Origin of the sequence: Asticcacaulis sp. W401b (assembly GCF_046503825.1) — a bacterium.
GTDB lineage: Bacteria > Pseudomonadota > Alphaproteobacteria > Caulobacterales > Caulobacteraceae > Asticcacaulis.
Window position 1 is genome coordinate 346311 of sequence record NZ_JBKFEE010000004.1, and the last position, 19811, is coordinate 366121.

At 55.2% G+C, this 19811-nt stretch carries 18 protein-coding genes and 3 tRNA genes; 8 read left to right on the forward strand and 13 right to left on the reverse strand.

Features of this window, described 5'->3' with window-relative positions; translation table 11 throughout:
• Positions 1–52: 52 nt before the first annotated feature.
• Entirely contained in the window at positions 53–403 is a 351-nt protein-coding gene (locus ACK8OE_RS11455) for a YbaN family protein (RefSeq protein WP_410272607.1), read from the reverse strand.
• 164 nt (positions 404–567) lie between these two features.
• Between ACK8OE_RS11455 and ACK8OE_RS11460 the strand changes: the two genes are divergently transcribed.
• A complete protein-coding gene (locus ACK8OE_RS11460) occupies positions 568–984 on the forward strand; it encodes a DUF805 domain-containing protein (RefSeq protein WP_290792576.1) in 417 nt (138 codons plus the stop codon).
• Between the two features lie 11 nt (positions 985–995).
• Here the strand turns inward: ACK8OE_RS11460 and ACK8OE_RS11465 are convergent, their stop codons facing one another.
• On the reverse strand, positions 996–1859 hold the full coding sequence (locus ACK8OE_RS11465) for a dienelactone hydrolase family protein (RefSeq protein ID WP_410272608.1): 864 nt from the start codon (positions 1857–1859) through the stop codon (positions 996–998).
• Between the two features lie 153 nt (positions 1860–2012).
• Entirely contained in the window at positions 2013–2783 is a 771-nt protein-coding gene (locus ACK8OE_RS11470; RefSeq protein WP_410272609.1) for a YjbE family putative metal transport protein, read from the reverse strand.
• 217 nt (positions 2784–3000) lie between these two features.
• On the opposite strand from ACK8OE_RS11470, the gene ACK8OE_RS11475 reads away from it, so the two are divergent.
• Positions 3001–3621 carry a class I SAM-dependent methyltransferase gene (locus tag ACK8OE_RS11475; protein ID WP_410272610.1) on the forward strand — a complete coding sequence of 207 codons (621 nt, stop codon included), beginning with the start codon at positions 3001–3003 and terminating at the stop codon, positions 3619–3621.
• Here the strand turns inward: ACK8OE_RS11475 and rlmB are convergent.
• Complete coding sequence (gene rlmB / locus ACK8OE_RS11480; RefSeq protein WP_410272611.1) at positions 3569–4537, reverse strand: 23S rRNA (guanosine(2251)-2'-O)-methyltransferase RlmB; 969 nt, start codon at positions 4535–4537, stop codon at positions 3569–3571. The genes ACK8OE_RS11475 and rlmB overlap by 53 nt on opposite strands.
• Before the next feature lie 161 nt (positions 4538–4698).
• Between rlmB and ACK8OE_RS11485 the strand changes: the two genes are divergently transcribed.
• Positions 4699–4782: transfer RNA gene (locus tag ACK8OE_RS11485), tRNA-Tyr, on the forward strand.
• A gap of 45 nt (positions 4783–4827) precedes the next feature.
• Positions 4828–4901 (forward strand) — tRNA-Gly (locus tag ACK8OE_RS11490).
• Between the two features lie 17 nt (positions 4902–4918).
• Here ACK8OE_RS11490 and ACK8OE_RS11495 read toward each other — a convergent pair.
• Complete coding sequence (locus ACK8OE_RS11495; protein ID WP_410272612.1) at positions 4919–5290, reverse strand: DUF805 domain-containing protein; 372 nt, start codon at positions 5288–5290, stop codon at positions 4919–4921.
• A gap of 63 nt (positions 5291–5353) precedes the next feature.
• A complete protein-coding gene (gene metG / locus ACK8OE_RS11500) occupies positions 5354–7072 on the reverse strand; it encodes a methionine--tRNA ligase (RefSeq protein ID WP_410272613.1) in 1719 nt (572 codons plus the stop codon).
• Between the two features lie 183 nt (positions 7073–7255).
• Here metG and ACK8OE_RS11505 point away from each other — a divergent pair.
• The 3 genes from ACK8OE_RS11505 (at position 7256) to ACK8OE_RS11515 (ending at position 10053) form a co-directional block, all read left to right on the forward strand.
• A tRNA-Thr gene (locus ACK8OE_RS11505) sits at positions 7256–7331 on the forward strand.
• A 300-nt stretch (positions 7332–7631) separates the two neighbouring features.
• Positions 7632–9020, forward strand: coding sequence for a DUF6538 domain-containing protein (locus ACK8OE_RS11510; protein ID WP_410272614.1), 1389 nt, complete (start codon positions 7632–7634; stop codon positions 9018–9020).
• Between the two features lie 85 nt (positions 9021–9105).
• The gene (locus ACK8OE_RS11515) at positions 9106–10053 is read left to right on the forward strand and encodes a toll/interleukin-1 receptor domain-containing protein (RefSeq protein WP_410272615.1); all 948 of its coding nucleotides are present in this window, start codon (positions 9106–9108) and stop codon (positions 10051–10053) included.
• 95 nt (positions 10054–10148) lie between these two features.
• Here ACK8OE_RS11515 and ACK8OE_RS11520 read toward each other — a convergent pair whose 3' ends face one another.
• The 5 genes from ACK8OE_RS11520 to istA form a co-directional block, all read right to left on the reverse strand.
• Positions 10149–10757: a DUF6538 domain-containing protein gene (locus tag ACK8OE_RS11520; RefSeq protein ID WP_410272616.1), complete on the reverse strand. Its 609-nt coding sequence runs from the start codon at positions 10755–10757 to the stop codon at positions 10149–10151.
• A gap of 48 nt (positions 10758–10805) precedes the next feature.
• A complete protein-coding gene (locus tag ACK8OE_RS11525) occupies positions 10806–11195 on the reverse strand; it encodes a hypothetical protein (protein WP_410272617.1) in 390 nt (129 codons plus the stop codon).
• 153 nt (positions 11196–11348) lie between these two features.
• Entirely contained in the window at positions 11349–11480 is a 132-nt protein-coding gene (locus ACK8OE_RS11530; RefSeq protein WP_410272618.1) for a hypothetical protein, read from the reverse strand.
• Between the two features lie 125 nt (positions 11481–11605).
• Positions 11606–12373, reverse strand: a complete 768-nt coding sequence (istB, locus tag ACK8OE_RS11535; protein ID WP_410272619.1) for an IS21-like element helper ATPase IstB — start codon at positions 12371–12373, stop codon at positions 11606–11608.
• Positions 12370–13863, reverse strand: coding sequence for an IS21 family transposase (istA, locus tag ACK8OE_RS11540; RefSeq protein WP_410272620.1), 1494 nt, complete (start codon positions 13861–13863; stop codon positions 12370–12372). The genes istB and istA overlap by 4 nt, the downstream gene beginning before the upstream one ends.
• 205 nt (positions 13864–14068) lie before the next feature.
• Between istA and ACK8OE_RS11545 the strand changes: the two genes are divergently transcribed.
• Positions 14069–15073 (forward strand): DNA-methyltransferase, encoded by a 1005-nt coding sequence (locus tag ACK8OE_RS11545; protein WP_410272621.1) that lies wholly within the window; start codon positions 14069–14071, stop codon positions 15071–15073.
• A 163-nt stretch (positions 15074–15236) separates the two neighbouring features.
• On the opposite strand, the gene ACK8OE_RS11550 is transcribed toward ACK8OE_RS11545, so the two are convergent.
• Together ACK8OE_RS11550 and ACK8OE_RS11555 are read right to left on the reverse strand one after the other, a co-directional pair.
• On the reverse strand, positions 15237–16877 hold the full coding sequence (locus tag ACK8OE_RS11550) for a hypothetical protein (RefSeq protein WP_410272622.1): 1641 nt from the start codon (positions 16875–16877) through the stop codon (positions 15237–15239).
• Between the two features lie 121 nt (positions 16878–16998).
• Positions 16999–19515, reverse strand: a complete 2517-nt coding sequence (locus ACK8OE_RS11555; RefSeq protein WP_410272623.1) for a hypothetical protein — start codon at positions 19513–19515, stop codon at positions 16999–17001.
• Positions 19516–19811: the final 296 nt, after the last annotated feature.

Here is a 19811-nt window from a genome sequence, read left to right on the forward strand (position 1 = left end):
CGGAAGCTAGCCCCTTCCCTCGCAACGGGTCAAGCGGTCACACGGGTAACTATCACTGCGACGGCCGCGACAGCACGTAAAGGGCGCACAGCAGGCACACCCCGGCTGGCACAAAGCCCCACACGCCGCGCAGGGTGACGAAGCCGATCACCGACGACACGGCCATGCCGCTGACCGCAGCGATCTTGGCCGCCGGGCCGATGACACCGCGTTCACGGAAGGCGCGGATGGGTGGGCCAAACTTCGGGTGCGCCATGATGCGCCGCTCCCATTCCGGATTGGAGCGGGCAAAGATGACGGCGGCGATGATCAGAAACACCGTCGTCGGCAGAACCGGCACAAACATGCCGATGACGCCAAGCGCCACGAAACACAGGCCAAGCAGGTTCAGAACCACTCTCATTCGCACAGCATAGCCCCGATTACAGGCGCGCGCATCTCTGTTCTGCAAGATGTGCGGTTTCGCCGCTCCCGATAAGTTTACCGCCACGCCCCTGCTGTCCCGAACCGCGTTATGGTAAATTCGTTGAATAAGAGAGTCGCCCTCATGCGGCCGGGAGGAAACCTGTGAATATCATCAACACCCTGCTCAGCCCCAACGGACGGTTGTCGCGCATCGGCTTCTGGGGCTGGAGCTTCGGCATAGCCGTCATCTGCCTGACCCTGTGGTGGCTCAGGGCCAATTACGGCGAGCGTATCGGCCTCAGCCCGGTCGAGGGGCTGGACCCGTTGTGGCTGGTTCTGGGGCTGCCGCTCCTGTGGATCGGCTTCTGCCTCAGCGTCAAACGCTGGCACGATCGGGGCAAGTCCGGCTGGTGGCTGATGGTCGGCCTCGTGCCGGTGCTGGGGCAGCTCTGGACCCTGATCGAATGCGGTTTTCTGGCCGGGCAAAGGGGCGGCAACCGCTTTGGCCCCTCGCCCGAAGGCCACCGCCCGATGCTCAACGCCTATCGCCTTGAGGACATGCCCGAAGACATGCCCTGAAAGCTTTGACTTCACGCGAGATTTGCCTTGAAGAAACCAACCGTTCGCTGCCATGCCAGATCGGCGGCCGCCTTGTTGTATCGGGCCGGTGAGGTATCATTGTTGAACGCGTGATTGACGCCTTCGTACATGTGAATCTCGAAACGCTTGCCTGCTGAGGTCAACGCCGCCCGGTAGGCTTCGATCCCGGCATTGATACGTTCATCCAGACTGGCATAGTGCAGCATCAGCGGGGCCTGAATGCCGGGCACGTCGGCCAGAGGCGCGTGTGAGCCATAATAGGCAACGCCAGCATCCAGTGCCTTCGACCGCGTGGCGATACGGTTGACCAGACCGCCGCCCCAGCAAAAGCCCATCGCCCCGGTCTTGCCGTTGCCTTTTGTATAACCGCTCAGCCAATTCAGATAGGTTTCAGCATTGGCCACGGTCTGCGTGCCGTCCAGCTTGCCGATCAGGGTGCGCGCCTCGTCCTCATTGGCCGGGGTGCCGCCCACAGATGACAGGAAATCCGCACCCAGCGCCACAAAGCCTTCCAGCGCCAGCTTTCGGGTGACATCGCGGATATGCGGCGTCAGGCCGCGATTCTCATGGATGACCAGCACGCTCGGCAGCCTGCGCGACACAGCTTTGGGCCGCGCCAGATAGGCTTTCAGCCCCTCAATCGTCACCTCATCGGTCACCAGACGGCTGTCATCGGCCGATACAACTTCTGCCGCCGCCTGACCGGCACTCAGAAGCGTCAGGACCGCTGCGGCGGCGGCCGCCGATCCGGTCAAGCCTGTCAGGCGGCTCATAAAGGCGCGGCGATCAAATGAGGTATGGGTGAATTCATCATAGGCGTCGATCATCGCCTGTGTAACAACGGGTTTGTCCATAAAGCCCTCCAGTCTGAGGTTTCTACGCCCAAACCCCGCCCATCCTTCGGACATCACCCAGAAAAAAAAAGCGGCCCCTGAAGATCAGGAACCGCTTTCAGAACGCAATCCGATAAAGTGCCCCTCTTATCGGACAATTTGTGCAGTCAAAACTCAATGCGCCGGTTTCGGGCCGAAGTGTTTGATGTCTTTTTCGGTGATATCCATAAAGTCCGGCACAATCTGGTTATATTCCGCGACCTTACCTGTATCGACCACGATGTCGCGGTGGCCTTCCCAGATCATGTTCAGCGCCACGTAGAGTACGACGGCCAGACCGAAGAAGCCGATCCAGCGGTACTTGTGCAGGACCTTGGCGATAAAGTGCGAGGCGACCCCCATCAGGGCGATGGCCAGAATCAGGCCAAAGACCATGATTTCCGGGTGGGCGTGCGACGCCCCGGCCACGGCCAGCACATTGTCGAGCGACATCGACAGGTCGGCGATCAGAATCTGAACCACAGCGGCCTTGAAGCTCTTGCGTTTGGGTGCCGGAGCCGTCGCCCCGCCCGTGGTGGGATTGCCGTTGATATCGGCCCCGGTAGCGTCTTCCAGCGCCGCTTCGGCGTGTTCCTGCGCGTGGGTATCGGGCTCGCGCAGTTCGCGCCACATCTTCCACGCCACCCACAGCAGAAGCAGCCCGCCCGCCAGCAGCAGGCCGACGATCAGCAGCAACTGGGCCGTCACCAGCACAAAGCCGATGCGCATGATGACCGCGGCGATCAGACCATAAAGGATGGCCTTTTTGCGATCACTGGCCGCCAGACCCGCCGCCGCCAGACCGACCGCCACGGCATTGTCACCGGCCATGACGATGTCGATAAAGACGACCTGAAAAAAGGCAGAGACCTGAGACGCGAACTCAGGATTGCTGAAAAAGTCCATGACGGGCCCGTAAATAAAAAGGTTTGCACACCCTCCTAGTTTTCACATCCCGCCTTGTCCAGAGGCAGAACGCATGACAGGCTGGAGAAACCTTAGAGCGCATTTCGTTCATTCTGAATCGAAATGTCGCTCTAAATTTCTGTTTTGTCGCGTTTTTTTACGCTCAACCGGTATCCACTTAAGCGAAAAACGCTCTAAATCGCACCGGAGCCCGACCATGCCCGATGATCCCTCCGAAGGCTGGGACGCGCTTGCCCAGCGCTTCATGCAGATGCGCTCCGGCGTCGGAGCCGATCTGGTGCGGAACTGGGCCATAGCGCATTTGCCCCCCGGCAGCGCCATTGTCGATGTGGGTTGCGGATCGGGCGTGCCCATTGCCGAAGCCCTGATCGGAGCGGGGTTTGCCGTGTCGGGTATAGACGCCTCGCCCCGTCTGGCCGCCGCCTTCCGCGCCCGCTTTCCCGACGCGCCGGTCGCCTGCGAAGCGGCGCAGGTCAGCGCCTTCTTTGACCGAACTTTCGACGCGGCAGTCTGCGTGGGTCTGATCTTTCTGCTATCGGAGGCGGATCAGGCGGCCCTGATCGGTCGGGTGGCCCAGGCGCTGAAACCCGGCGGGCGCTTTCTGTTTACGGCACCGCTTCAGGCCTGCGAATGGTCGGACAACCTGACCGGACGCCTTTCTCGCGCCTTGGGTCAGGCCGCCTATGCGGCGCTTCTGGACGCTCGCGGCCTGTCCCTCGTCGCCAGCCACAGCGATGAGGGCGGCAACCACTATTACGAGGCGATCAAACCGCGCGCCCCAGAGCCTCATACAGCGCAATCGACGTCGCATGGCTGACGTTCAGGCTCTCAAAGCCACCCGGCATGGGGATTTTGACCAGATGGTCGCAGTGTTCGGCCACCAGTCGCCGCAGCCCCTCGCCTTCTGAGCCCATGACGATGACCAACGCCCGCGGGCTGCCGGACTGACGCCAGCCCTGCTGTTCCAGCACGGCCTGAAGACTGTGTTCAGCCTCCCCCGCCATGCCCAGACTGACAAAGCCGTTTTCCGTCAGGGACTCCAGCGCCCGCGACAGATTGGTCACCCGCGCGAAAGGCACTCTATCCATCGCCCCCGCTGCCGTCTTGGCTAGCACGCCCTGCATGACCGGCGAATGGCGGTCCTGCATGATCAGCCCGGCCGCGCCAAAGGCGGCGCAGGTGCGCAATATGGCCCCGATATTTTGCGGGTCGGTCACCTGATCCAGCATGACCAGCACCGGGTGCGCCTGCCTCAGCGCCCCTTCCATCAGGCCGTTCAGGTCGTCGCCTTCCAGCGGTGGCCCGTTCAGCGCCACGCCCTGATGCACCGCGCCTTGCGGCAGAAAGCCGGAAAACTCCGCCATCTCGGTCAGGCGCACGTGCAGGTCGCCGCGCTTTGGGGCCACCTGCTCCAGCGCCTTTTGACGCCCCGGCGTGACATAAAGACGAATCGGTCCGTGGCGGGACGGATTTTTCAGCGCCGCCTCTACCGCGTGCAGGCCCCAGATCCAGCCGTCTTCGGACACCCGCACCGACGGTTTGGGTCGTGTCTGAGAGTGGGCCTGCGTTTGGGCGCGCGCCGATTGAGCCGGGGCGTTGCCGCCCTTGTCGCGCGGCTTGTCCTTGGCAAAAGGTTTGGATTGTCCCGAAAAAGCGGTCTTCGACCCCGATTTTTTAGGGCTATTGGCCCCTTTCCGCGATTTAGGGTCGTTGCGTTCGCGTTGGCTTGACACTATAAGACGCGCTCCGATATGAGGCCGATAAGGCTTTTTGGCGAGATTGGCGGTCTGTTTAATGCGGGCATCCACAGAAACCAAAAAGTTTTTTTGTTTTTGGACTTGTTCTTTGTTCAAAGATTGAGTTTAAGGACCACCTCGTTTCAACGGGCGCGCTTGGGGGAATGTCCCGAGCGGCAAAGGGGGCGGACTGTAAATCCGCTGCGTAAGCTTCGCAGGTTCGAGTCCTGCTTCCCCCACCACCGCGCGCCCTTGAAACGCTGTTCGGCCACGGCCCTGCCTCAAGGGCGGGTATAGCACAATGGTAGTGCAGCAGCCTTCCAAGCTGAGGATGTCGGTTCGATCCCGTCTACCCGCTCCAAAATCTTCCCTGAAACCTCAGAGTTTGGTCGCCGCCCCGTAGCGGTTATCGCCGTTTGTACCTTCCAGAAAGCCGCACTCGATCAGCACCCATAGCCAGCCGATCAGCGGCACAAGCGTGATCAACGCCCACCACCCCGACTTGTTGCGATCGTGCCAGCGTTTGACCTGTACAGCGAAGGTGGCATAGAGCACGCCCAGCCAGGCAACAAAGCCGATCAGCCCCACCCCGTCAAAGCGATAGGGCCGCAGCAAATTGATCCCGTGATCGTCTCCGCCGAACAGGGCCACAAAGGCCGAGCTGATCAGCCACAAAAACACGCTATAGAGCCAGAAATCCCGGCGGCGAAAGCGTCCGCGATAGCTGAAAAAGGCGTTCGATAAATCCATAACGGGACTCCTCCGTCGCTTATGGATACGTCCGAACGCCTTTGTTCGCTAATGAATTATTGTTCAGGCGGCGTCGCTGCCGCCAAAGCGCGCGGCCCAGTCGGCGACCATGTCGTCGTCGATCTTTTTGAACAGGACCTCGCCGGATCGGACCGTTGCACCGGCCGGCAGTTTGGACAATTCGGCCTGAGCGTCCGTCGTCGGCCAATCGAGCGGCAGCTCGACGCCTACACAGTCGGCGATAGACTGCGCCGCAAACGGCATCAGCGGCTGAGCGAGCACCGCATAGAGGCGCACCAGATTGAGGCCGTGGCGCACAATCACGCTCGCACGCTCGACATCGGTCTTGAAGGCCGTCCACGGGGCGGCCTCCTGAAGATACTCGTTCCCGAGCACCCAGATACGCCGAACGGCTTGCGCTGCCTTGCGCATCTCCATGGCCTCGAAGGCCTCGGTCGCCTCCGCCAGCAAGGCCGACAGATCGGCATAGAGTTTTTGTTCCAGCAGGCCCGCCTCGCCCCCTTCCGGCACGACGCCGCCGAACTTCGACTCGGTGAATTTGAGGATACGGTTGGCGAAATTGCCCAGCACATCGGCCAGATCCTTGTTCACCGCGCTCTGGAACTGCTCCCAGGTAAACGACGAATCCGAGCCTTCCGGAGACTGCGAAATCAGATACCAGCGCCAATAATCCGCCGGCAGCAGCTCCAGCGCCTGATCCATGAACACGCCGCGGTTCATCGAAGTCGAAAACTTGCCGCCGTACCAGTTCAGCCAGTTGAACGCCTTCAGCGTATCGACCATCTTCCACGGCTCACCAGACCCGATAATGGTCGCCGGGAAGCTCACTGTGTGGAAGGCGACATTGTCCTTGCCCATGAACTGCACATAGGTGACGTCGTCCGCCCCCTCATCGAGACGCCACCAGCTTTGCCAGCCGTTGGCGTTTCCCTTCGCATTGAAATATTCCTGCGTGGCGCCGATATACTCCACCGGCGCATCAAACCACACGTAGAAGACCTTGTTTTCAAAGCCTTCTCTGGGCTTTTCGTCCTTGGTTACCGGCACGCCCCATTTCAGGTCGCGCGTAATGCCGCGGTCGATCAACCCCTCTTCGAGGTGCTTCATGGCGATGGATTTGGCCAGTTGCGGCCACTGCGTCTTCGACTCGATCCACGCCCGCAACTGCGGCTCGACCTTTGTTTGCAGCAGATAGAGGTGCTTGGTATCGCGCACCTCAAGGTTCCGCGACCCCGACACCACCGAATAGGGATTGATCAGGTCCGTCGGATCGAGCAGCCGCCCGCAATTGTCGCATTGATCCCCGCGCGCCTTTTCGAACTTACAATGCGGACAGGTGCCTTCGACATAGCGATCCGGCAGGAAACGCCCGTCGTCGATGGAATAGACCATCTTGTCCGTGCGTTCCTCGATCAGGCCGTTACGATCCAGCGCCTCGCAAAAGGCCTGAGTCAGGTGGCGGTTTTCAGCCGAGCTTGACCGGCCGAACCAGTCATAGCTGAGCCCGAAGGCCTCACCGGCGGTCCTCTGGATCAGGTGCTGCTCGTCGCAATAGGTCTTCACGTCCTGCCCGGCCTTGGCGGCGGCCAGCTCAGCCGGCGTGCCGTGTTCGTCGGTCGCGCAGATATACAGCACCTCATGACCGCGCGCCCGCATGAACCGGGCATAGACATCGGCCGGCAGCATGGACCCGGCCAGATTGCCGAGGTGCTTGATGCCGTTGATATAGGGCAGCGCGGAAGTGATCAGAATGCGGGACATGCTCAGACCGTCTAAAACTCAGGAAATCGGCTTGTCCTTTAGACCATTTTGCCGCCCTGCACACAGGTTTGATGCCCAAAGCACGAAAAAATCTGTGGCGAAGGCGGCAAATCCGTTGCGTTCTGCGATGGCTCCCGGCATAAGGACGGCCCTGTCTGCGACAGCCTCAATGACTCGCAGCGTGCCGGTTTAGCTCAGTTGGTAGAGCAGTTGTTTTGTAAACATCAGGTCGCGGGTTCGAATCCTGCAACCGGCACCATCTCACCTTATCACCTACAATTTATCGTTTAAAATCAACCGCAAAGCACAATGGTCGCATTTTTTTGCGGGTTATTGTGCCACGGAACTGTGCCACACGAACAGTCTTCCATCGTCCGCAAACCCTTATCCTAAAAGGGTTAGAGACGACTCCGACTGTGCCACACGACTGTGCCACACGGGTGATAATCCACGATCCGCAGAAGTGTCCGGGGCATCGTCTGGAAGCCGCGTCAAGCGCTCTGGCACGATCCGGGGCAATACTCGACGGCATCGTCGCCTCAATGATCGACAGAGGGTCTTGGGACTGTTCGCCCCGGATGATGGTCCAGATCGTCCTCAAACCATCCGTAAAGGCTCCGGACTCATCGTCAGGGGGCGGATGCTCTATGTGAAATGGCGGGTGCCTAAGGATTTGCAGGAGATCGTTGGGAAGACGCACTTCGTCAGGTCATTGCGGACAGGGCGCTTGAGCGAAGCCGCTAGAAGGCTCAGAGCCATGGCGTATGAATTCGAAAGCTGGCTACAAGGGTTTGAGAACCAACTGTCGGGACAGCCTGAAAGGACGATCCCCCCTGCCCCACAGCCAATGGCTATCCAGCCTGTGCAAATGGTCCAAGAGACGATCCCTGTGCGCACTGTGGAGATGGTCTTCGACGAGTTTCTTGCCGATCCTGCCAAAAATCGCCGGGAGTCCGTTTCGATTGAATATCGACAGATGATTGAGGTGATCTTCGATGTAATCGGTCGTGATACCGCCATCGAGAAGATCGACCGGGATGCCGCGAAATCGGTCCTCTCTGTCCTGCGAGTGCTGCCTCCCAATTCGTCGAAACGTTATCCCGACATGTCGGCAAAAGCCGTGGCAGAGATGGTGAAACGCAGCAAAATCAAAGACAAGCTAAGCCCAGTAAGCATCAATAAATACATGGGCTTACTATCGAGCCTGATGACCTTCGCAGCCAACGAGGGATACATCCAGAAGAACCCATGCCGAGGGCTGCGGGTAATTGACCCGGTAAAGCTCAAAGATAAGCGGATGCCGTACAGCGAGGAACAGCTACGAAAGATTTTCAGCAGTCCGATCTACACGACCGAGGCGGAAGCCCACCGAAACACGGCGAAGTTCTGGGTGCCGCTTATCGGGCTGTATTCGGGCATGCGGTTGAATGAAACCTGCGCCCTCGATACCGCCGACGTCGCGGAGATCGATGGCATCCTCGCATTCGTAGTTAGTGAGAGCAGCGATAAATCTCTTAAGACTGAGGCTAGTAAGCGGATCATACCTGTTCATAAAGACCTTATGAAAATGGGCTTCAGCGCTTTTATTGATCTCCGTCGCCAAAGCGGAAAACGAAAGCTATTCCCGGAGTTAGCTCGTGCCTCAAACGGCTCGTACGGAAAAGAATTCAGCAAGTGGTATGGGCGTTATGTTCGGAAGATTGGCGTACAGATCGCCGGGGATCGCACCTGCTATCATAGCCTGAGGCATGTCTTCCGAGATGCCCTCCGCACTGCGGGCGTTCGAATAGACGTCGCCTTAGCCCTAGGGGGTTGGGCAGACTCCAGTAGGCGCGAAGTCCATAAAAATTACGGAAGCGGCTTTCCTATAACGATACTCAAGAAGGCAATCGACAGCCTTTCACCACTAAGCCCCCGCCGTTCGAAGTCGAATCTGCAGGGCAAATAGCGGCACACGCGCACGAAACGGGAACAAATACTTGAGCCAGTAAGCGAATCGAAGCAAGTTTCTACCATTCATTGCGAGGCACAGAATGGCATCGAAACTGTTTATCTCTTACTGTCACAAAGACAGAGCTTACACGGACAGACTCTGTGTCCATCTCAGCCAGCTTCAACGGGAAGAAAAAATATCAGTTTGGTTCGACCACGAGATAACGGCAGGAAGCGATCTCAGCAAAGAAATAAGGTCCGAATTGGAGTCTTCTGACGTTTTTATTGCGATGATTAGCCCGGATTACCTTGCCTCCAGATACTGTATGGACGTTGAGCTTGCTGTTGCACTTGAGCGTCACAAAGCTGGAAAAATTCGCTTGGTGCCGGTTGTGCTAGAACCTTGCGAATGGAAGATGTCAGCAATCAAAGAGTTGAAGGCAACTCCGAGGGATGGCCAGCCTGTGTCAGAGTGGCAGAACCAGAACACTGCTTTCCTTGACGTTGTGAGTGAAATCCGCCGTGCCATAGACGTTTTCGGTCAGGCGATAACCTCGCAATCCTTTGGAGACGCCACTCTCGCGCCTCAGCTAGAAACATCCGCGAGGATTTATCGGGCCAAGAAAGAATTTGACCGAATTGATCGATCAGACTTTAAGTTTAAGTCCTTCGAAGAGATTAAAGCCCATTTCAAATCTCTTGTTTCTGAAATAAACGGGGTTGAGGGACTGAAAGCGCGTTTCAGTGACCTTGGCTCCAGTTCATTCTCTTGCACACTATTGAATGCGCTATTGCGTAACGGGACCAGTGCAATCACTGTTCATTGCCATTCTGGTTCAAGCGGATTCGGAGATTTGTATTATTCCAATACAGAAAACGCCCCTACGAATACGTGTAATGGCTCATTCTCAATAAAGTCAGATGACTATGAGCTTTATTGGACCGCTTCGTTTGGATTTTCAATGAAAGAAGAACGGCTTACAGCAATAGAAGTTGCTGAAAGTCTTTGGAAATTACTCTTAGAGAGCGCGGGGGTAACATATGCGTAACGTTCGGTATCGGTGTTTAAATTGCGGTCACAGATTTGAAAAGCAGGTTCTTTCTCCAGAAGAGGTTCGGGAAGCTGAAAGAAGAAATACTATTATCACAGGGATAAGGTGTCCCGAATGCAATAGGACAGATTACCGAGAAGGCTGGGAATAGCTTCGCTCAAGCGCCCTGTCCGCAATGACCTGACGAAGTGCGTCTTCCCAACGATCTCCTGCAAATCCTTAGGCACCCGCCATTTCACATAGAGCATCCGCCCCCTGACGATGAGTCCGGAGCCTTTACGGATGGTTTGAGGACGATCTGGACCATCATCCGGGGCGAACAGTCCCAAGACCCTCTGTCGATCATTGAGGCGACGATGCCGTCGAGTATTGCCCCGGATCGTGCCAGAGCGCTTGACGCGGCTTCCAGACGATGCCCCGGACACTTCTGCGGATCGTGGATTATCACCCGTGTGGCACAGTCGTGTGGCACAGTCGGAGTCGTCTCTAACCCTTTTAGGATAAGGGTTTGCGGACGATGGAAGACTGTTCGTGTGGCACAGTTCCGTGGCACAATAACCCGCAAAAAAATGCGACCATTGTGCTTTGCGGTTGATTTTAAACGATAAATTGTAGGTGATAAGGTGAGATGGTGCCGGTTGCAGGATTCGTCTTGGCAAGATTGGCATAGGATTGATCCCGGATTCGAGTCGATCCTGCATAAAAACAGCGGGTTAGACGATTATCCAGTTCGATTCCGGTTGCAGGCTTCAAACCCGCGCATTTCTCGCGTCCCAGCCCTGCTTTTCATGACCCAGTGCGCCGCGCCAGTGTCGGCGACGTTGCCGGGTATAAGGGCTTTTCGGCTTGCTGACGGGCTTCTTGAACTTGATCTCCGGGCCAAGGTCTCGACGAACGCCTTTGAGCCATTTCAGGAAGGCTCTTTGCTGCTCGACATCGACCTTTTTGGTCGGCTTCTCTATTCGGCTGCTCACCAGTTTGATGACGCTATCGATGGTCTGTACTGCGCCCGGCTGGTCTCGATCTCGCAGGAGATCATGGACGAGACGCTTGGCGTGGGGCCTGTAGTCGATCTTGGGGTCGAACCATTGGCCGATATATTGGAGGACAAGAGCCTCGTTTTTGAAGGCGGAACGCATACGCTTACTCACTTAGTTGCATAATGCAATTTTACCATATCGCATTGTTCTAAAACAATTTTAATCGGATATTCGGATAGAAAAAGGCCTCCCTGAACCTTTTATTGGAGTGGTGTTCAGAGAGGCCGGGGTAACGCTCATGGACCCTGAGCGTTAGTCGTATAACTGCCACGCCGTGTGGCAAAAACGGTCGAGGAACCGTTGGGCCTCGAACGGACAGATGAAGTGGAAGCGATAATCGCCGTTGGCCACCATCTCTTTCCAGTAGCCTTGTGCGACTGTCAAGGGCGGCGCAAAATCCGGCCACGGGGCGGCGCAAAATCAGGCCAGTTGAGGCGCGCGTATGGGAGCGCCTGGAGGGCGTAGCCCGTAAGGGGCTCCCATACGCGGGCGGCTCGTTTTTCGGGGGATTAGGGAGTGGGTCTGGCCTTGCGGGCGCGGCTATGAGCCAGACGATAGCTGTCGCCATTCATCTCAAGGATGCTGACGTGGTGGGTCATGCGGTCCAGCAAGGCACCGGTGAGCCGCTCGGATCCGAAGGTTTCGGTCCATTCATCGAAGGGCAGATTGCTGGTGATGAGGGTCGATCCGCGCTCGTAGCGCTGTGAGATCAGTTCGAACAGCAATTCCGCCCCGGTCTTCGACAGAGGCACAAAGCCCAGTTCGTCGATGATCAGGAGCTTGTAAGCCGCCATCTGCTTCTGGAAGCGCAGAAGTCGGCGCTCATCGCGCGCTTCTATCATCTCGCTGACCAGGGCCGCCGCTGTTGTGAAGCCGACGGACAGGCCCTTCTGGCAGGCGGCCATGCCAAGCCCTATGGCGACATGGGTCTTGCCGGTACCGCTGGGTCCAAGGGCAATGACGTTCTCCCTTCGCTCGATCCACTCGCAACGCGCCAGTTCCAGAACCAGCATCTTGTTGAGCCTTGGGATGGCGGCGAAGTCGAAGCTGTCGATGCTCTTCTTGGCCGGGAATCGCGCAGCCTTGATCCGCCGCTCGACTATGCGCCGTTCACGATCGATCAGCTCCATCTCAATAAGGCGGGACAGGTAGCGGACATGGTCTACGCCTTCGAGGGCGCAAAGCCGGGCCAGTTTCTGATGCTCGCGCAGAACGGTGGGCAGCTTCAGCGTCTTGAGCTGGGCGCCCAGCAGGATTTCCGGGACGTCCGTGCTCATGCCGCCGCCTCCGCACACCCCAGCAGGCCCATATAGGCCGACACGCGCGTCGTCTCGACGGTTGCGCGCGGGAGATAGGGATAGACATCGAGGTCCAGCCGTGGCGGGCGCTGTTCGATACGGCACAGAACCAGATGCTTGACGGCGTCGAAGCTGACCGCGCTAAGAGAAAGGGCCTGCTTCACCGCGGCGGTCACTTCGGCCAGCTCAAAGGTCTCCAGAAGGCGCAGGACCTGAACATATTCGCGCTTGCCGTGCTTACCCATGCGTACCTCCATCAGACGGCGCAGGGTGGCGAACACATCGGGCAGATCCCAACCCTGTAAAGGGGCCGCCTGATCAAGGGCGTTGATCTTGCGTTCGATCAAAGGCAGGTAATGCAAGGGATCAAAACTGACATCTTCCCGGTCATAGCTACGGGGATGACGGGCAATGATCTCCCCCCGGCATCCGATGACGACTTCGCCGACATAACCCCGGATCCACACCTCCTGATGGCCGAAGCTTACCGGGACGGAGTAGTCATTGGTCTTGTAGCGCACCAGAGCCTGTGACGAGACTTGCCCACTGGTCTGGTCACAGGCCTCGAAGGCGGCGGCCGGAAGGGGATGCATAGCCGCCAGGTCACGCTTCAGCCGCTCACCAATCGTCTCGCTCTCACCGCGCAGGGTGTCGTTCTGGCGCAGCCGGCACTGCGCTTCCAGCCACGCATTGAAGGCCTCCCACGTCGCAAACCGCGGTATGGGTACCATGAAATTGCGACGACTGTAGCCCACCAGGCCTTCGACGGCGCCCTTGTCATTGCCCTTGCCGGGACGGCCATAACGGTCCTCAATGACATAGTGCGACAGGAAGGCACTGAACAAGGTCGCCCGTTTGCGCGTCCCATCGGGCAGTATCTTCGCCACCAGGCAACGGTCGTTGTCGTAGAGGATAGACAGGGGCTTCAGGCCGAAGAAGGCAAAGGCATGGACGTGGCCGTCGACCCACGCCTCGGCTGTGGCCGCCGGATAGGCCCGCACATAACAGGCGTCGCTGTGCGGCAGGTCAAAGGCAAAGAAATACGCCTTCTGTTCAACGCCGCCGATGATCACCACAGCTTCACCAAAGTCGGCCTGCGCATGGCCCGGCGGATGCGCCAGAGGCACGAACATCTCCCGGTGGCGCCGCTCATGGTCGCGAACATAGTCCTTCACGATCGTATAGCCGCCCGTGAAGCCATGCTCCTTCCTCAGCCGGTTAAATATCCGTTTGGCCGTGTGACGCTGCTTGCGGGGCGCTGTCCGGTCCGCCTCCAGAATGCTGTCGATGATGTCAATGAAACCGTCCAGCTTCGGACGTCTGATCTGCGCCTGCCGACGGTAGCCTGGCGGAACCGAAAACGACAGCATCTTGCGTACGCTGTCACGCGAGAGGTTGAAATGCTTCGCCGCTTCCCGCTGGCTCATGCCCCCGGAACACGCCAGCCGAACCTTCAAATACAATTCCACGGTATAAATCCTTCCGTCCTCCCTGCGACCTGCAGACAGAACATAGGTGGACGATTTTTACGCCGCCCGCACCGGCACGATCCCGGCGCTTCCGTGGTCGGTTTTTGCACCGCCGCTTACAGATCCCAAGCACGGCCATACTTCACGAATAACGCCCCTTTAACCATCAATCCCTACGGTATGCCGATACGATGTAGGGGGCGAGATGAGAGTTCAGCTTTTTCACGGCGACTGTCTGGAGGTCATGAAGAACCTCCCCGATAACAGCGTTGATGCGATCATCTGTGACCCGCCTTTTGGCATGACGGAACTGCAGTGGGACCGGCCAATAGACCTTGAAAGTATGTGGTCGGAATACTGGCGAGTCCTCAAGCCCAATGCTGCTGTGGTCCTTTTCGCAATCCCGCCTTTCAGCGCTAGGCTGATTTGCTCTCAGGTCGAGCGCTTCAAGTATAATTGGTATTGGCACAAGCCAAAGCCCTCCGGTTTCGTACATGCTAAGAACATGCCCTTGAGAGACATCGAAGAAATATGTGTGTTTTCAACGGGTAAAGTTCATGACCACAGTCGGAACCGGATGACTTACAACCCGCAGGGGCTAAGCGATATGGAGCCAGCCCGACGCAAAGGTCGAAAGCTGAACGGTGCGTCAGTCTTTGCTCAAAGACCGTCGCACCGGGACTATGTCCAGACGATCACCGGCTACCCCCGACAAGTTCTGAATTTCGCCTGTGAGACAAAAGCGGAGCACCCTACCCAGAAGCCGGTCGCGCTCATGGAATATCTGGTCAGAACGTACACCGCGCCGGGCGACGTCGTCCTCGACAACACGATGGGCAGTGGCACGACCGGCGTGGCCGCTGTGAATACCGGCCGTAAGTTCATCGGGATCGAGAAAGACCGTAAGTTCTACGAACTTGCCAAGCGCCGCATATACGCTCTGCCAAATGTCGAGGTTAGCGACAACCCGCACCAGCGCGGCGCGCAGACCACCCATTTCATCAGGGCCTCCAAACACGAGAAGGCCATTCAGGAGGCGATCAAGTCGGCCAAACGGCAGCGGTTGAAGATCACGAAGACGCTCATCGCGGAGATGGTCGGCCTATCACGAGAGCAGGTTTCGAAACGTTACGGACATCTGTTCGAGACGAAGAAAGAGATTGCGCCTGAGGACGCGGCCGACCAGCCGATGGCTATAGCGGCGGAATGAAAAACAACAGAAAACGATCGGACATACCGTCCAACATCGGCAAGAAGTACATCAGAGGACGCTTCGTTCAGGTTGAGGCGTAACCGCGCTCTTTTTCTTTCACGATTTTTTGCCTCACTGGCGTTCATTTAAGAGAAAAGCGAAAAATCAAAAAATCCAGAGTTTATAATGAAAAATTTCCCGAAAGGCCGTCGTTGGTGATATTTGAGGTGATTTTAACAACTTCCGAGTCTTTGAAGTAGGCATTATGATAAATGCCCTCAAAAAAAGATTTTATAAAATCATCCGGCTTATCTATTAAAGTTTTTAAGCTCCTTAACTCTATTACGCTAGTGTATATAAAATCTCTAGAGGTCATTAGTCTATATTCACTTAAATCACCAAAATCATTCCTATTTATTAATAATACAGGCCTGCACGGCATATGTTCTGGCGTTTCTCCAATAGAATTAACTTGAAAAAAGCCATCATCTCCAAATGCTATACTTGAAGACATGCTGAAAAATATACCAGCAGATAACCTTTCAAATAAAAATAGAACTTTTAACAAAAAGTAAAAAAACGCACACAATGCAAAAATTAAAATATATGATATACAAACGTCAATATAAAAACTTCCAAAACTTATAAAATATAAAAATATTTCATTGGTTTCAAATTGATATGTGCTGAAATCTATTGAAAATAAAAACGTGTTTAATTTATTCTCCTCAGAAGAAATGGCTTTATCTTTTCTTATAATAAAAACAGAAATAATACTTGCATAAAGTATAAAAAAATTAGAGTATTCATTGAATTTTGATACAAAAATCTTTGTAATTAAATTAAAAGATATTTTCAATTTTATTAGCCGTGAGAACAAGTATTTTTTGTTATTGGAAAAATTCTCTCTAGAAAAAAGAGACAAAAATCCGATTGCCTCATCTCTATGGCTCACTATCGGATGCCAGATTGCCTCGATTCTTTCTTTCCATATATTGATGGAAGTATGATGTTTATTCACGTCAATATAATAGTAAAAAAGATAAAACATGCCTGTAATTAATAAAATAGCATAATATATATTGGTATATTCTTCGCCAATAAACAAAATTCTCACAAAAAATGAAATAATATTAATTGCTAAAATAAAAATGCTGAATTTAAAAATTTCCAAAGCGACTTCTAGAATCTTTGCTGAAAACTTCTTCTCTTCTGATCTGCGAAAAAACGGCGTTCCATAACTTATTATAGCTCTGCAGTATTCCGCCTCCCCACAGACAGACGGATGGATTTTGATGGCCAAATCAACAACATTTCCCCCGTGGCTGTGAGCCAAAATTATATAAGGAATACTGCGTTGAGCCAGTGAACCAACAACTTTAGCTAAGCCTTTTGCTGCCCGCTGTCTGTCAAACTCAGAGTTTTCCCCACTCCAGTGAAACGGAAGCCAGCCCGGCTTTTCTCCTTCGAGGTGCGTTTCAACCTCTTTTCGGAAGTCTCCGTTTCGCTGCCACCACTTTTTACCTTCGTCGTCAAATGCGGATACACCATTTAAGTCAAAGGTGTCATCGCCATCACCGGTGCCATGGACAGTGATCACCACTGGCGAACGTGAAGCCGTAACATCTTCCCATGTCTGTCTATTAACGCCTACGTTCGCTTTTGAGCGAGTCTTGGTCCAATAGATTTTCGGAAGACGAACGCCGAACCGCTCGCCCAGCTTGGTCCAAAAGTTCGCAAACCGGTTATATCCGGACCGGGAGACGCGGACGAAAGCAACGAAAAAAACCACGCGATCAAGAAACTGCGGATTGCGCACCATGCCCTCCCTCAACCCGACACGAAGTTAACATGGCATTAACTCTTTGCCAGTCGGGAAAGTCAAAAACCCTAAATTGTGTCCCTTTCGACACTCCCCTTCGGACCTATTCCGGAGTGACTGTTCAGCCGTCTTTCAGCTTTCGAGCAACGGCTCTCTCAATGTTTGCCACCAGTTCGACTGCCACCTTCGATTTCGTCTTAGAAGCCGGGACCTCAGCCCAATTCTGCCAGCCATGCGCCACCATCTTATCTGACCATGTCTGGACCTGTTTGCGTTGAGAGGAAGACAAAGACGCTTTTGTTGCCACCGGCAGCCCCGATCTGTCGCCGACATGCTCCACCTTTCCGCCTAATCGCCGGTGCAGGTAGTCGGCCTGCTTACGCGAATATACATATATGGAAACCGGCAAGGCGCTATCCGGGTCGCGAAGATTCCCGCGCATGGCGAACTGATACATACAATTGTACTCGCGCCACTCGACGACATCGTCATAGGTCATGCCGCAAACACCTTGAACCGCCGCGCCGGTGGCCGTGCTCGGCTTCATCGCAGCAAGCCATGCCAAGACGGTATGACGTTGGAGGTCATTCCGCCCATGCGTCCGGGGTGTCAAGTAGGTGCCGCCCTTGATCTCCGCGTCGGCTCGGAACCGCTCATTCGCTGTCCATAAAACGTCTTCACCCGGATGCTCGGCCTCGATGAAATCACTCATCTTGTGTAAGAGGTCAGGCTGCTTATCACCAAATAGGGAGAGGGACGCATCTCCGGATTCAGCGAAGTATCTGATAGTGACCCGATCACCGGTTGCCACTTTGCGGTGGCGCGCTGGCGGGTTTAACTTCTTGACCTTGACTCCCCACTTTGCGGCCCACGCTCTCAAGGTGATAGACTTCGTCACCTCATCCCCCAACATCCGTACAGACTTGAAGCCGATGAGTTTTTCCGGCGTGATCATCGAGAAGAATGTAATCGCCTGTTTATCCCGCTTTGCCCAGTCCTCCGCTGCCACCCACGTCTTTAGGTTCCGGGAAGATAGGTAGCCAAGAACCTCCTTGTTGATCGATTGGCTATCGTCAAAGTCATGGCTGGCCAAGGCTTCACGGCCAGCCTTTCGCATGGCCACTCGATGACACCTGCCGTCCGTCATTTTCGAAACACGCACGTGCCGCGCCAAGACATCCGGGTTATTCTTGATATTGATGGTCTGGGTCATGAAAACCTCTGGGACCTCGTCAATCACAAGACGAAAATCTGACCAGTCCCTCCAATTATGCATCATAAGGGCGGCATGGGTGGTCAAAACGACGACAGGCTTTTTATCCGTGCGACGATCAAGCTGCCGACGCCACTGCGTAAGTTGCGATGGGACCCTGTCGTCCCCAGCCTCACTGTGTATCGCGATGATCTGGGGCCTAACACCATAGACCGCCCCGATTTGCTCTCTGATTGCCCGAAGGTCAGAAATCTTCGGTGCGGCGAACACGTAGTTGTCCCATGATGCGGCCATGTCCCCGACCGTCACATAGGTCTTGCCAGCCCCGCATTCCGCCTCCATCACGTCTATCGTCAGGCCAATGTCTTCTTCCGAAAGGATCGGCTGCCAGTTATCGTTTGCCCCACTGGGGGGTAACGTGAAATACCAGCGAATAAGTTCTTGAACGCTGTCTTCGCCATACTTTTTAAGGAAGTAGTCGCCTTCGGCAGCATCAATGTCGCCGAAAATCTTACGCGTTTCCCCGAACGTCAGGGTGCCATCTGTGCGCTTCCAGACCTTGCCAAGAATGGCTCTCATGGTCTCCCAATGGCTGTCGGAATTCAGATATAGCTCAAGCCATGCCGGGCAAAAAACATCGGGGTTATGGACCCCAATCTCCGGCCTTATAGAATGATCATCGACAGACGGCCGCACCGCCAAGGTCGCTACATCTTTGGCAACTCGTTTGCGTTCTTTCTGACTACCAGCCTTCGTAACGCCGATCTGCCTGAGGGGGCATTGAGCGATCAACGCCTCGCCATCCTGCACGAGTGACGCGGTATCCAGTGCTTCGCCATCTAACCTACAACGGACATCGGCCTTCGGTAGTGGCAGGTAGATGAAATCGGCCCCATCATACACGCTCAGGTCCGCCTGACCGCTGATCCATTTCGCATTCATGGCGACCGCAATCTTCACCGCCTCCGCGCGGCAAATGACACGATCTACCGGGAACAGGACACGGAATCGATGGCACTCCTGAGTATGACTTCTCGTCGTGTATGCCACGTATGAAAGCCCGGCGGCCTCGATCTTGGCCAAAGCCAAGTCCATATTGACCTTCACAGACGGCTTGGAGTTGTCGATGTCGATATAGAAAAAGCTGAGTTCATCTTTCTCATAGGTGGCCTTACGGGCATACCTCATTCCCGCGAACTTCTTTTGCTCAGCCCGGCATGGAACAAATCGGCTCGGCACAATCCCATAAGGCTCCACCCCCTTATGAACTCTCCCCTCATCCGCCATCCACCTGACAATATCAGCGAGATCATGGAATGTAGCGTAATGAACAACGCTGCTTATAACGCCTTTATGAAGTTTTCCTTCATGATCTCCATAACCGATGAAGTCATTCATCAATGAGAACGAAACCAAATTGCGCATACTAAAATATCTTACAAACTTCGCGGAAGTAATTTTCCTTTCCTGAATATTATATCACACGCTTGAAGCGATTTGGTATTTAAATGTTGTTCGAAAAAATGCGGATTAAGTTATCTATTCGATCATTTATATGAGAACTGGTCTAAAAAAACTCACGTTTCTTCTAAAGAGGTATTAGAAAGAATGTGAGTGTTTTTGTCTGTGTGCCATGTGGCTCGATGTCTGTTCGCTGCGCTCCTTCTTTTTTCTCTCTCCTCTTCTCCCAGCGATGATTGGGTCCGCACCCAAGGATTGCG